The sequence below is a fragment of the Variovorax sp. 01T432 genome, assembly GCF_056398605.1.
In genome coordinates, this window is sequence record NZ_JBFTPS010000095.1 from 1 (window position 1) to 13,069 (window position 13,069).

Annotated in this window: 13 protein-coding genes and 3 pseudogenes; 9 read left to right on the forward strand and 7 right to left on the reverse strand. The window is 59.1% G+C overall.

What is annotated here, in order from left to right; translation table 11 throughout:
- Positions 1 to 145: 145 nt before the first annotated feature.
- The 4 genes and pseudogenes from AC1DNF_RS34645 to bktB form a co-directional block, all read left to right on the forward strand.
- Positions 146 to 1,027, forward strand: a pseudogene (locus tag AC1DNF_RS34645) (AMP-binding protein); the annotation flags it as partial.
- Between the two features lie 34 nt (positions 1,028 to 1,061).
- Positions 1,062 to 1,361, forward strand: coding sequence for a hypothetical protein (locus AC1DNF_RS34650; protein WP_478153340.1), 300 nt, complete (start codon positions 1,062 to 1,064; stop codon positions 1,359 to 1,361).
- Entirely contained in the window at positions 1,358 to 1,939 is a 582-nt protein-coding gene (locus AC1DNF_RS34655) for an acyl-CoA dehydrogenase C-terminal domain-containing protein (protein ID WP_478153341.1), read from the forward strand. The genes AC1DNF_RS34650 and AC1DNF_RS34655 overlap by 4 nt, the downstream gene beginning before the upstream one ends.
- Positions 1,936 to 3,120, forward strand: coding sequence for a beta-ketothiolase BktB (gene bktB, locus AC1DNF_RS34660; protein WP_478153343.1), 1,185 nt, complete (start codon positions 1,936 to 1,938; stop codon positions 3,118 to 3,120). The genes AC1DNF_RS34655 and bktB overlap by 4 nt, the downstream gene beginning before the upstream one ends.
- Before the next feature lie 977 nt (positions 3,121 to 4,097).
- Here the strand turns inward: bktB and AC1DNF_RS34665 are convergent.
- From AC1DNF_RS34665 to AC1DNF_RS34675, 3 genes and pseudogenes are all read right to left on the reverse strand, one after another.
- Positions 4,098 to 4,757, reverse strand: a complete 660-nt coding sequence (locus AC1DNF_RS34665; RefSeq protein ID WP_478153345.1) for a hypothetical protein — start codon at positions 4,755 to 4,757, stop codon at positions 4,098 to 4,100.
- Positions 4,758 to 4,783: 26 nt separating this feature from the next.
- Positions 4,784 to 4,906 (reverse strand): annotated as a pseudogene (locus AC1DNF_RS34670) (IS3 family transposase); the annotation flags it as partial.
- Positions 4,907 to 5,607: 701 nt separating this feature from the next.
- Entirely contained in the window at positions 5,608 to 5,847 is a 240-nt protein-coding gene (locus tag AC1DNF_RS34675) for a helix-turn-helix domain-containing protein (RefSeq protein ID WP_478153347.1), read from the reverse strand.
- A gap of 321 nt (positions 5,848 to 6,168) precedes the next feature.
- Between AC1DNF_RS34675 and AC1DNF_RS34680 the strand changes: the two genes are divergently transcribed.
- The 5 genes and pseudogenes from AC1DNF_RS34680 to AC1DNF_RS34700 all read left to right on the forward strand — a co-directional run.
- Positions 6,169 to 6,624: a hypothetical protein gene (locus AC1DNF_RS34680; protein ID WP_478153349.1), complete on the forward strand. Its 456-nt coding sequence runs from the start codon at positions 6,169 to 6,171 to the stop codon at positions 6,622 to 6,624.
- Positions 6,614 to 6,820 carry a BPSL0761 family protein gene (locus AC1DNF_RS34685; RefSeq protein WP_478153362.1) on the forward strand — a complete coding sequence of 69 codons (207 nt, stop codon included), beginning with the start codon at positions 6,614 to 6,616 and terminating at the stop codon, positions 6,818 to 6,820. The genes AC1DNF_RS34680 and AC1DNF_RS34685 overlap by 11 nt, the downstream gene beginning before the upstream one ends.
- The gene (locus tag AC1DNF_RS34690) at positions 6,817 to 7,359 is read left to right on the forward strand and encodes an HAD domain-containing protein (protein ID WP_478153351.1); all 543 of its coding nucleotides are present in this window, start codon (positions 6,817 to 6,819) and stop codon (positions 7,357 to 7,359) included. The genes AC1DNF_RS34685 and AC1DNF_RS34690 overlap by 4 nt, the downstream gene beginning before the upstream one ends.
- Positions 7,356 to 8,267, forward strand: coding sequence for an RNA 2'-phosphotransferase (locus AC1DNF_RS34695; protein ID WP_478153353.1), 912 nt, complete (start codon positions 7,356 to 7,358; stop codon positions 8,265 to 8,267). Before AC1DNF_RS34690 ends, AC1DNF_RS34695 begins: the two co-directional genes overlap by 4 nt.
- Positions 8,268 to 8,502: 235 nt before the next feature.
- A pseudogene (locus tag AC1DNF_RS34700) lies at positions 8,503 to 8,796 on the forward strand (ATP-binding protein); the annotation flags it as partial.
- Between the two features lie 176 nt (positions 8,797 to 8,972).
- On the opposite strand, the gene AC1DNF_RS34705 reads toward AC1DNF_RS34700, so the two are convergent.
- From AC1DNF_RS34705 to AC1DNF_RS34720, 4 genes are all read right to left on the reverse strand, one after another.
- On the reverse strand, positions 8,973 to 9,599 hold the full coding sequence (locus AC1DNF_RS34705; protein WP_478153355.1) for a hypothetical protein: 627 nt from the start codon (positions 9,597 to 9,599) through the stop codon (positions 8,973 to 8,975).
- Positions 9,600 to 9,666: 67 nt separating this feature from the next.
- Positions 9,667 to 9,981 (reverse strand): hypothetical protein, encoded by a 315-nt coding sequence (locus AC1DNF_RS34710; protein ID WP_478153357.1) that lies wholly within the window; start codon positions 9,979 to 9,981, stop codon positions 9,667 to 9,669.
- Positions 9,982 to 11,064: 1,083 nt separating this feature from the next.
- Positions 11,065 to 12,768 carry a methyl-accepting chemotaxis protein gene (locus tag AC1DNF_RS34715; protein WP_478153359.1) on the reverse strand — a complete coding sequence of 568 codons (1,704 nt, stop codon included), beginning with the start codon at positions 12,766 to 12,768 and terminating at the stop codon, positions 11,065 to 11,067.
- Positions 12,769 to 12,826: 58 nt separating this feature from the next.
- Positions 12,827 to 13,069: chemotaxis protein CheW (locus AC1DNF_RS34720; protein WP_478153360.1), on the reverse strand; the 243-nt coding region annotated here is incomplete at its 5' end.

The following is a 13,069-nucleotide window of genomic DNA, read 5'->3' on the forward strand; positions in this document are numbered from 1 at the left end:
AACTGGTCACTGCCATTGACGAGTACGTCGCTCATCACAACAAAGAACCCAAGCCATTCATCTGGACCAAGAGCGCGCGCGACATCCTGCAAAAGGTCATTCGCGCCAATAGCCGCTTAAGTTCCAAACAGAATGCAACACTACACTAGTGCTGCCCGGACCGGCATTGGATGGCAAGAGCCTGCACGAGCTGTTCGAGAACGAGGGCGTGACGCTGTCCGCTGGCGTGCCCACCGTCTGGCAGGGGCTGCTGACGCACATGCAGGCCAGCAACCTGCGCTTCTCTACCATGAGACGCACCATTGTCGGCGGATCGGCCTGCCCGCCCGCCATGATGGAGACGTTTGAAGACACGTATGGGGCAAAGGTCTTGCATGCCTGGGGGATGACCGAATTGAGCCCGATCGGTACTGTCAGCATTCTCAAGGGGTACCAGGAACAATTGCCGTTGAACGAACGGCGCACTATCCAGTTCAAGCAAGGTCGTATGCCCTTCGGCATCGACATGAAGATCGTCGACGCCAACGGCGCCGAGCTTCCGTGGGACGGGGAGAGTTCCGGGGAGCTGCTGGTCAGCGGTCACTGGGTAGTGCAGGACTATTTGCGGGGCGAGCATTCGCCACTGCTTGATGGTTGGTTCCCGACGGGCGACGTCGCCAATATCGATGCAGACGGCTTCATGCAGATCACCGATCGAGCCAAAGACGTGATCAAGTCCGGTGGTGAATGGATCGGCTCCATCGACCTGGAGAACATCGCCATGGCGCATCCGGCGGTCGCGATGGCTGCATGTATTGCGGCCAAGCACCAGAAGTGGGACGAACGCCCATTGCTGATCGTAGCCAAGAAGCCCGGTGCAGAACTCAATTGCGAAGACTTGCTGTCGTTCTACGACGGCAAGATTGCCAAGTGGTGGACGCCGGACGACGTGGTGTTTGTAGACAGCATCCCGCTGGGTGCTACCGGCAAAATGCTCAAACATCAGCTACGTAACCAGTACCAAGACTACCTGCTGCGAAGGGTCTGATTTAATGAGCTTTACCGCCCATTTGAGAGACATGATGTTCAACCTTCAGCACCTCGCCGGCTTGGACAACGGGGCGCAACAAATTTTCGGCTTCGAGGATGGCGTTGAAATCGCGCAGGAGCAGTGCGTCAAGCTCAACGATGGCGTGATCGCTCCGTTGAACTTCGACGGCGACGAGAACCCGTCGTGGTTCAAGAATGCTCAGGTCACCTCGCCAGGCTTCAAGGATGCGTTCAAGCAATTCACGAAAGGCGGCTGGCAAGGCCTGAGCATCCGGTCGACTTCGGCGGCCAAGGCCTGTCCAAGACAGTCTGCGCGTCGGCGGTGGAGATGATCAACACCGGCGCTGCCCGGTACTACTGCGACGCCAAGATCCTGCCCTGCTACGAAGGCACGACCGCCGTCCAGGCCAACGACCTGGTGGGTCGCAAGACCGCGCGTGACGGCAGCCAGGGCGCCAAAGCCATCTCCGCCCAGTCCGGAACACAGAGGGTGAACAGCGCGCCGGCGGCAATGCCGCGGCCTCGGCCGTGGGCTCGCCTGCAGAACGCTCGCGACTCCGTCCTGCACTCGATGGAGGTCATCGCCGCGCAGAGCCAGGCCGATTCCACTGCCATCTCCGCCGGCAGTTTTCATCACCTGATGCTGACCGGCGGTCCGGACGTCGGCTGGCAACTGGGCCATGTCTTGCAGGTGGCCGAACGCGAACTGGGCGAGGGTAACGACGAAGCCTGCATGAGTGCCAAGGTCGCCACCGTACGTGCCTACGTCGATCACATCCGGCCGCGCGCCAGCGCGGTGCAGTCGTCAGCGGTCATCAGGGCGTGTGCGAGATGGCACTCGACGCGTTCTGAGCAAGTCCTGACAGGCACAGAGCATCAAACTGAATTTCTATATTGGAGATCCCCATGACTCGTGAAGTCGTCGTTGTCAGCGCGGTGCGCACCGCCATTGGTACCTTTGGCGGCAGCCTCAAGGGCATCCCCCCCACCGAACTCGGTGCGTTGGTGGTCAAGGAATCGCTGGCCCGTGCCCAGACCGAGGGCAAGGACGTCGGCCACGTCGTCTTCGGCCACGTGGTCAACAGCGAACCCAAGGACATGTACCTGTCGCGCGTTGCTGCCCTCAACGGCGGTTGCGCCGAAGGCACCCCCGCCTACAACGTCAACCGCCTGTGCGGCTCAGGCTTGCAGGCCATCATCTCGGCCAGCCAGAGCGTGTTGCTGGGCGACTGCGACATCGCCATCGGCGGCGGCGCCGAGAACATGAGCCGCGCCCCGTTTGCCAGCCTCAACACCCGCTGGGGCGCTCGCATGGGGGACACCAAGCTGGTGGACATGATGATCGGCGCACTGCATGACCCTTTCCACAGCATTCCAATGGGGGTGACGGCCGAAAACATCGCCGCCAAGTGGGGCATCACCCGTGAAGACCAGGACCGCCTGGCCGTCGAGAGCCACAACCGCGCGCAGAAGGCCACCGAAGCCGGCTACTTCAAGGACCAGATCGTGCCGGTGATGCTCAAGAGCCGCACGAGCGAAGTGGCCTTCGCAACCGACGAGCACTTCCGCTCCAACGCCACGATGGAAGACATGGCCAAGCTCAGGCCGGTATTCCTGAAGGAAAACGGCACCGTGACGGCGGGCAACGCCTCGGGCATCAACGACGCGGCTGCCGCAGTGGTGCTGATGGAAGCTAAGACCGCGCAAGCGCGGGGCTTGAAGCCCCTGGCGCGCCTGCTGGCCTACGCCCACGCCGGCGTGGACCCCCAGTTCATGGGTATCGGCCCGGTGCCGGCATCCAAGCTGGCGTTGGAGAAGGCAGGCCTGACGGTCAAGAATCTTGACGTAATCGAGGCCAACGAGGCGTTCGCCGCCCAGGCTTGCGCTGTGACCAAGGACCTGGGGCTGGACCCAGCCAAGGTCAACCCCAACGGCTCCGGCATCTCCCTGGGCCACCCGATCGGCGCCACCGGCGCGCTCATTACGGTCAAGGCGCTGTTTGAACTTCAGCGCATCAACGGCCGCTACGCGCTGGTGACCATGTGCATTGGCGGTGGGCAGGGTATTGCCGCGATATTCGAGCGCATCTGACATCAAATTCGAGCCTCGGAACCAGCCTGGAATCACCTGTTGTTGTCAAAGTAAGTAGCGCGACTTCACGGTAGAAACGCTCCGGCCGCGCCGCCGGAGCACCAGGAGACGTTCGACGGGCGGTTGACTGCGGCTTCGACCGACGCGGCGCACCCGCTTTTTGGCGACGCTAGAGATTTGGCGAAATCTGCCGATATAGCTCGGTTCCCCCAGCCTCAGCAACAGGCTCCCTATCGACAACCTCACCATAAATGCACGAAGCCCTCCACCCTCGGACCGGCCGCAAAGTAACCGTCCACACCTATCTAAATGAGTTTGGCAGGCTTGAAACTGACCATAAAGGTCCAGACCCGCGTCCCGCAGCACTCTGCCCGTTCTGCCGTGAGCCCATGTCTCCCCGAGCCGATAAACGCAACTCAACTTCGGGACACTTTGCACATCGACCCAACAGTGGCTTCTGCCCGTCAAAAGAGCCGACGGGGCGCCCGTACCTCGACCTGACGCCGCGTCGCCCCGACCGGGCGCGTTCGCTTAGCCTGAGAATCCAGTTCAAGGCGAGTTGGCAACGGCATTACCGAAGGCTAGAGAGCATTGTTCCACGCCTCCATGTCGCAGAGTTCTTGAGCCTGATGTCGCTCGCCGACCGTTGGCGGATATGGGAGTACGTCGACCTACACCTGGGCCACACTCCGTATGTATTGGTCACGTTGGCGGATTTTTCGCCCAGGACCGGACGACGTACCGGGGGAACCCCGAATCGCGATTACTGGTTCAGGTTCATCTATGAGGCGTCGTTTCGCCACATAGAGGACATCTGGATTCGGCCCCCCAACAGTCCGAAACTCTATTGCCTTACTTACAGCCCTCCGCGAGGAGCGGCGGCCCCTACAGGAAGACACCTCTTGAGGGACGACCCTATTGATTTGGACGCGACATTTCTCACGAGCCCTTTTTTCCCCGTAGCCACATACGTTGAGTCAAAGGTTCTGGACTGGTTCACCGCAAACTGGCCGGACGTGCCGTAACGGGCCACTGGATGCCGCAAGCCGGAAGGTCATCCGCTCGATCTCGAATGACCCGCGGCACCCCTGGGCGAGGCACTCAACGACTTCCTCAAGAAATGCATGCTCGGAACGTGCGGCGTCTTTGGATACAAGCACAACATGAAGGCGACGGAGGCCCAGGGCCTCTCGCAAGGTTGCCCGCAGGGGCACCTTGCATTCGAAACAATGCCTGAGGTCATTGGAAATTCGCCACGCGTTTGAAGCGCGCAGGCCAACAATGGCAGCCGTCAGCGCGCCGCGCGAATCACAGTGTTGAACGAAGGATATATCTCCGTTGGCGGCCGCATCCTCGAGGTCGCCAAAAGCAACCAGCTGATAGGTATTGCTGCGGTCGTCCACCAACCCGGACGTGCGTTGCCGAATGGCACGCACTACGGATTCGAAATGGACCTCAATCTCCGAAGCGTCCGTATTCAAGAATCGTGGGAGCCAACTCCGAACGAGGCGGCGACCCGTGCATCCGGAAGGTAGCAGCAAGTCAAACTCTTCCAGACGACCGCAGCCGTCATTCATCGAGAAGGCCGGCTGGAATTGAGGGACAGTTGTCTTGGATTGGAGGGACGTCGCGTTCATGCCGTCGTATAGCGAACCGGCATGCGGCGCCGCACAGCCGTGCCTTCGCGTGCCAGATGTCTCCAAACCCTGTCGGCGCCATTGACCTGCATGTTGGCCTGCCAGACGCGTTGGATCTCTGGCATGAGGGCATCGTCGCGTTGCGCTCGGCCCCCGTGGCGCGAGCCGTAGAGGTTACGAAGGTCCCCGCCTGCAAGGCGAAGGGAGGCTCGTCGCTATACGACCTGACTCAGTTCTTCCTCGCCTCCATGCCAACCATCCAATCTTCATCCTGCGACGCGCACGGCAACCTGGGAATCGACGCTTCCATCAAAGCGGCACTTCAAGTGCCATGCATACAAATTGGCCGGCATCGTCGGGATTCCCTTTTCCATGAAGAGCTGGATGTATAGACATTCAGGAAAGAATCTGTGGGCATGCGAATTCGAGGGCCATCATGGCCATGCATCTTTGACGCTTGTGGATTGCGGCCAAACCGCCATCCCGGGGGGCCTCTCGAATGCCGAGATAGTCGAGGTACGAGACGCTGACATCGCCCACTACTTCCTGGAAGAGTTGTCGCGTTGGACGGGCTTCCTCCCCGGGTAGAGAGCAATGTGCTTGAGATTCGCCAGCTTGAATCGCTGTCCGCGGTCCACCCACTGCCCTCTTCCCCATGCGTATGCTGAGAGGTAGGTGTATCCCTTCGCGTTGTCGACGATCTGCAAGAGTTCCCTCCTGAAACGATAGTCCGACACTTCTCTTGATGAGACGTATAGCGTCACATCAAAATCGAGCAGTCTGTCGAGAACCGGAGCCGAAAGCCCAACCGGGAGGGTCGAAAGCGCCTCATCGAGTGACCGCTCAAGAATTAATCGTCGGGCGCGGCAAAGAGTTCAGCGACCGGCACTGCCAGTACGACGGCGAGTTTCTGCACGTTGTCTATGGTGACGTTGGCTACCCGCCGCTCGACTTGACTAATGTAGGTCCGATGGAAGCCGGCTAGCTCCGCAAGTCGCTCCTGAGAGTGCCCAAGCTCGAGTCGAATTCGCTGGACGTTCATCGCCAGTAGCGCTCGCGCATCCTCTGGCTTCCTAAAATTTATTGTCATCTAAACAGGTTGCCTAAACACTGTCCTAAACTCTACAGTCCATACATCTACCGTACAATCGTCTACTGGCTATTCGTCTAGATTGGTGGTAGGCTCCGTTTCGGGAGCCCTCTTCCACCAACGGAGGCCAAGATGACGATGCTCGGAACCCGCTGCTGCGGCCACATGGACTGGGCAGTTCGAGTTGGGATTAGCGCCACACAATGCGGCGGGGTGCACCACGCCTGGTTGCGCCGAGGTGCCAGGCAGGCCCAGCAACGAATTGCGGAGATGTGCCAACAACTCTGCGCGCCTCTGCAATGGCGCACTGAGGCTTGACCCATGGGGCTGCTTCTCGAGGTTCCAGCTTCTTCTTGGGTGCGACGACCTGTGCTGTTCCTTGATTTGGACGACACGGTGAGCTTGCCCCCCCCATACGGAGGCTACGACGCTGCGTTTGCACTTTCGAATGAAGGCCAGCGCGCCAACGCCGCTTCGACAAGCTCATGTGCCGAACTTTGGGAACAGCTCTTTGACGTCCGCGCCGTGGGCTTTCTCCGATCGCTCAACGCTGAGTTCTGCCCTCAGTACGTCCTCTCAATGTCCTGGTGGTGGCTCAAGGACGACCCGACCCTCAGCGAGGCCCTGCGTCGAGGTGGCCTCGATCTTGTTGCCGACAACTTGCATCCGGACTCGACAACGCCGAAAGGCGCGCGACCGGACAGTCGGTGGACTGAAATCAATGCCTGGCTGCGCTTGGCGGAGCGAGGAGGGCTAATTCGTGACTATGCCGAGTGAACGCACGCGAGCGGTGGTCGAAACACGGCGATTCCTGGAGAAACTGGCCGCAGGACGGATGGTGCGTGAATCGCCCCAGCGGCTTCAAAACTACGCGATGTCACTGTTGCGGCACTACCCGAGCGCTGCTGATATGCACTTGACATCAGCTGCGCTGCCAGCATGGTGGTCGCCTCCTGAGGAGCCTCGGACATGACAGGTGTTGCCCACGCGAAGGTCCCGCGCGGACGCGGCGAACTTATTCTCTATCTGGATTACGATTCCCCGTTACATCACGAAAATGTTTGGTGGCACCCCCGACGAGGCCCGTACATAAAGGCCGGGCCGGAGTTCTCATTGTTTCAGCACGTGCCGTTGCTTATCGACGTGCTGGAGCCGTACCCGGATGTACTCATCGTCTTATCGACCTCGTGGGTTCGAAAGTACACCTATTCAATAGCTGCGAAACGCCTGCCGCCCGAACTGCGCAGAAGAGTCGTGGGAGCGACGTTTCATAGCGAAATGCACGAAGGAAGCTTCGCCGCGGCACCGCGAGCCCTGCAAGTGTGGTCAGACGTATTGCGACGTCAGCCACGAGATTGGCTCGCGTTGGACGATGATGACCTGCACTGGCCTGCCTGGTGCCGTGACAGGCTCATCAGAACGCACGATGAGCTTGGCATCAGCGAACCGAGAGTCCTCGCTGAACTGAAAGCGAAGCTCGCGCTGATGTGCGCCGGGGGAGACACGATGTGACCAAGCCCCGCAGGGATGCCAACCGAGCGGCGAAGGTCGATGCGTTCGAGCGCGCGCGGGCGGCGGCTCGCGAGCAGGTTCGAGAGCCAAGCCACTACTTCCTTGAAAAGGCAGACGCGGAGTCGGGGCTCGACAACCTGGCAGCAGCTGATTCCAGGCCTCCCCTGGCTCGACGCGAAATAAGGGCGGAACTCGTGCCTTTGTCCCGGCTGCTCGCAAGAGTTCTCAGGCACAAGCCTCAGCTTTGGCACGTGAAGCTCGACACGGCGGGCTGGTGCACGCTCGCGGCGCTGATGGAGGGTGCCGCAAAAAGCGGCCAGGCCTTGACCTTGGACGAACTCCGCGAGATCGTTGAGACCAACGACAAGCACCGGTTCACATTGTCCCCAGATGGCCTCCGTATCCGCGCCGCTCAAGGTCATTCCGTCCCCGTTGACCTCAAGCCGCGCACATTGGTGCCCCCACCCGTGCTGTATCACGGAACTGTTCGCAAACACCTGCCGGCGATTCGCCGTGAAGGCCTGAGGCCAATGAATCGGCACGCGGTGCATCTGTCCGCAACGAAAGAAGCGGCGGTCGTTGTCGGAGGACGTCGCGGTGCCCCGGTGGTACTTGTCATAGACAGCTACGCGATGAATCGTTGCGGATACAGGTTCCAGCGAGCCGCGAACGGGGTCTGGCTGACCAGCGAAGTGCCACCCAGATTTATTCACACAGCCCGCGCTTCAGCCGAACCCACGAAGTTGCCAGCAGAGAAGAGGAGCCTGACGGCGTTGACGCCGTTGACGCCGTTGACGCCGTTGACGCCGTTGATGCCGTTGATGCCGTTGCAGCATGAGGCGATTGCCAAGACCAGTTCAGAAAAGCGTGGCAGGGTCATCGAATCGTTGCTGCAACGAAACCGCTGACCATGTTCCTTCAACCCTCTGCGATGCCTACTCTGTTGAATCCAGACCTGCGTGTCGCGGAAGGCCGGACCATCGGGGCGAAGAGCGCCCCATCGCAATAGGCCCGTCGTGCGAATTCAACTTGCCTCCGACCTGCATTTGGAATTCCTTCAAAGCCGCTTTCCCGGGGAGCGTGTCATCGAGCCAGCGCCTGACGCTGACCTGCTGGTCTTAGCTGGCGACGTCGCCAACGGAATTGACGGCGTGTGGCTGTTTGCAGATCGATCGCGTGGGCGCCAACCTGTTCTTCCAGCTCATCAGCCGGCGCTACGAGCGCGGACCAATGATCCTGACCAGCAACCAGAGCTTCGGCGCCTGGGGCGAGGTGTTCGGCGATCGCATCGTCGCCACAGCGATCCTTGATCGGCTGCTGCATCACGCGGTGACAGTGAACATCCGCGGCAACTCCTACCGCCTCAAGGAGAAGCTCAAGGCCGGATTGAATCAGTCACACCACGACGACAGTTCTCAACCGGGTGGGGAAATTTGAGTTACCACACGGGGGAGAATTCGGTTGCCCTTGACAACATTGCAGGATCGGAGGCCTTGCCGTGCGATCGCCACCCACCACCAAGCAGGCGCAATCATGGTCAGCGCGATTCACCAGCCTGTGGTCCTCGGCACTTCTCGCGCGAGACCCGTCACACATTGAACAATACTGACTCGTCAACCGTCCCCGTCCGTAGGCGAGTCGCCCGTATTCGCTGGGTGCTCGGGATCGGCTGCAGGAACATGAAAGCCGAAATTCGATCCTGCGATCATCGCTTGATGCTGCGCGTCAGTCACGCCCATGCGCACGTTGAGGCGATCCACGAGAATCCGGGCCTCTGCAAGGTCCATGGTGACGCCGTCGAAGCTGGTGACGTAGTGCCCACGCACCCCGGCCTTGATCGCGACGATCCTACGACCGGGGACATTCTTTACGATCAAAGCATAGCAAAAGTCAGGAAGCTTTGACAGATTGCACTGCTCACGCTCGACTGGCTCGTCGTTCGCTAAAGGGACGCCTGCAATACTCTCTGCAAGAACCAGCTTCGCCGCCTGCAATGCGTTGAAAGCCTCAAAGGCCGCTCCTTCAAGATGGGAAACGGTTGGCGCTGGCAGAGCACGCAACCGCGCTCTCGCCACGTGTTGCCGCGCGCGACGCAGCCGCTGTCCAAGCTTCAGAACAATCGAGTTCGCGGCCCCTTCCCCCCGGCTTGCCAATTGTTGAGCCTGTAGGGCTCTGGGAGTGACGTTCGTGGCGGGAGCTGTGATGTTGTCTAGTGTTTTCGCTTCGCTCGTGGTGGGCATTTTTCGGTCCGCAGTGGTGAGTGCATCGTCTATTTGTGAATGGTGGAAGGTCACGCCGACATAGTTGTCATTGCAAGATGGCGGCCGCATTGAGCCGCATTCGACCGCGTTGGCTATTGCGGGCGTTGGCGATGCGAAAGATCTCGGCGCGGTAATTCGGGTGGTTGCTGAGGCTGAGAGCTTGTCCTTGTTCAAGAGAACTGAAATCCGCACAAAAGCTGATTGATCCCATTGAGCGTTCCGGCTTATCTTCGCTGTCGCTGTCGCTGTCGCTGCCGGCGTCCATATCGGACAGGGTCATGAGGCGAGGCTTTGAACGCTCATCGGAGAACGTCGAGCGTTGAACGGCAAACAGGTCGTATGCACCGATGTCACGATTCATGTATCTGCCGATCTGTTACGTCAATGTCCGGGCGAATTTCGAGTCGCCTTACATGCTCAAGAGGGCACGGCTAAGATGGCGATGATCGGGAGTTACATGGACCCCGGGCCAAAAGGAATGTTGTCGCGCCGAATACAGAATGGTTCAAACCTATTAATAGACCCGTTCTCGGAAGAGGTTATCAGATCCCCGGATGGCCCTTTCCCGGCGCTGTTAATCGCGGTGTCCTCGCGCATGTCTGGACCTGGCTGGCAGCGGCGACCCGCTAATCAGCACTTCTCAAGCACCCCAATACTACAAGCCGCGATGGTGAGCAAAGCCATCCACAAGCCTAGCGTCAGACGTAGGTCTCTTGGTCGCTCGATGCCCCGGAGATGGCCGAGAAGAGAAATTATTTGCTCGGTCCCAAAAGAAAAGGCGGCCGAAGCGGCAGTGAATACGACTGAAGTACCCCAGACGCAGATGTTGGCAGATCCTTTCAGTGACAAGAGGCTCTTGCCACTAGTGAATAGGACGAGAGCGATCGGGAGAGCCAGGACCGTGACTGCCACGAAGAGCGCGGCGATGCCCGCCGCGAAGAGGCGATCGACCAGATTCGGGTGAGTGATTTGCAAGTCAGCTAGCAGTGGTGCCCCAAACGTTGAGAAGAGGGACTCTCCTTGCTGGCCAGCGACTCGTATCGGCATAGAGCGCACCTTGTAGTCCACCGCATCGGAAACGTAGCCGTTCTCCGTAGGGGCTTTGCAAGTTGGGTTCCTCGCGTCCGGTCTCATGTCATTCGTCTCAGCGTCACGTAATCAGCAGGACGCGATTGCTCCAAGTCAAGCCCATCAAAACGCACCCGTTTCAGTTGAAAGTGTGGCGGTCTCAGGGGAAGGATGTGTTGTCATACTCTCGATTGGTAGACGCGCGATTTCATTTTTAAGTAAAACAAAGTGCGACACCATCTTCTTAGCCGAACTCGAACCACCAAATTGAAATGCGGCGCATCTTTTCGCAATGAAATCGGCGCTAGAACGAAGCTATCCCGAGGGCCCAGCCATCCCAATACGTACGCGCCAAGGACTCTTGAGCTAGAGCTGTCTAGAACTTCGTCCAGTCGTCTGCGACCCCGCTGGTCATGGTCAATTGGGGAGCGGTGCCCGCCTCTTTCTTCCCGTGGACCCTCCGCGCTACGTTGGTTGCAGCACTGGCGGCTTGCACTGGTGTTATCCGATTGAAGGTGGGCATTACATGGGGACTGGTGTCCAGTTTGAAGACGCCAACTGCCTCTACCAAGCTGCCCGCTTGCTCCTGCAGCGACTGCGCGGCAGCCGAGGCCTCTTCCACCAATGCCGCGTTCTGCTGTGTCACCTGGTCCATTTGCGTGATGGCCTGATTGATCTGCTCGATGCCGGATGTCTGCTCATGGCTGGCCGCCGTGATCTCGCCCATGATGTCGGTCACGCGCTTCACGCTTTCGACGATGTCGTCCATGGTCTTTCCCGCTTCGCCCACGAGTTGGCTTCCCGCAGCCACTTTACTAACCGAATCGTCGATCAGGCCCTTTATCTCCTTCGCTGCGGCGGCCGAGCGCTGCGCGAGGCTGCGCACTTCAGAGGCGACCACCGCAAAGCCTCGGCCCTGCTCGCCCGCCCGCGCCGCTTCGACCGCGGCATTGAGCGCAAGGATGTTGGTCTGGAAGGCGATACTGTCGATAACGCCGATGATGTCGACGATCTTCTTGGAAGACGCGTTAATTGAGGCCATCGTTCCCACTACCTGGCTGACGACGTCACCACCCTTGACGGCAACCTCAGAGGCCGAGAGTGCGAGCTGATTCGCCTGGCGGGCATTGTCAGCGTTCTGCTTAACGGTGGAGGTCATCTCTTCCATTGAGGCCGCCGTCTGCTCCAGCGAACTGGCCTGCTCTTCAGTGCGCGCGGACAGGTCCTGGTTGCCCGCGGCGATCTGACCCGACGCCGTGGCAATGGTGTCGGCGCCGGCACGCACTCCACCCACCACCTTGGCCAGGCTCTCGTTCATGTTCTTCAGCGCTTTCAGCAATTGACCGGTTTCATCTCTGCTCGTCACGTCGATGCGACCGGTCAAGTCGCCGGCGGCGACGCTTTGTGCAACTTTGACAGCTTCGTTCATTGGACGGGTGATGGACCGGGTAATCCACACGACGACAACACCACCCAGAACAGACGCCAGAAGAGCAAGAAGCGACATCATGTTTCGGGCACTCTCGTAAGCAGAGGCCGCCTCCTTGCCATTTTCAATCACGCCTTCAGTCTGATGCTTGATGAGTATTCCAAGGGAGCTTAGATAGGCTCTCTGCGCCTCGCGCACCTTGGACATCAGCAGTTGAATAGCATCTTCTTTTCTTCCAGCACTGACGTGGTTCAAAAATTCCTTCTGCCCTTCGCCGTACTTGGCGCGTGCGTCCACTACAGTCTGTAGTAGGGCCGCATCTTCTTCCGATTTGTTCAATTCCTCGATTTTGGCAAAATTCGCATCGTTTATCTGCTTCGATTCTGCTATGCGCTTCTGCACCTGCTTGATTTCATCTGGATCTGATAACAACAAAAGATCGCGCATCGAACGCGCATTCTGGTTCACGACGCCTATGAGCTCATACGCCAAGACGGACTTGGGGTAACTTTCATTAACGATTTTATGCGTGCCATCATTGAGATGACTCAAACGAGAAATGCCAATCAAAGTGACACCGACTAACAGCAGGAGGACTAGGCTGAAGCCAGCTCCCAAGCGCACGCTAATTTTTAGATCTGAGAATTTCATTTGATTTTCTTATAAAAAATGGATAAGAAATAAGGGACCCCCCCTATCCCCCCTTGTGTTAGGCAGCCAGCTTCTCGATCAATCCAATTTCCGTACTGGACATCAATCGTTCGATGTCCACTAGGATCAGCATCCGCTCGTCCAGYGTGCCYAGCCCGATCAGGTAGTCCGTGTCCAGCACCGACCCCATCTCCGGCGCCGGCTTGATCTGCTCGGCCGTCAGCGTGATCACGTCCGACACGCTGTCCACCACCATCCCCACCACCCGACCGCCGATGTTCAGCACGATCACCACCGTGAA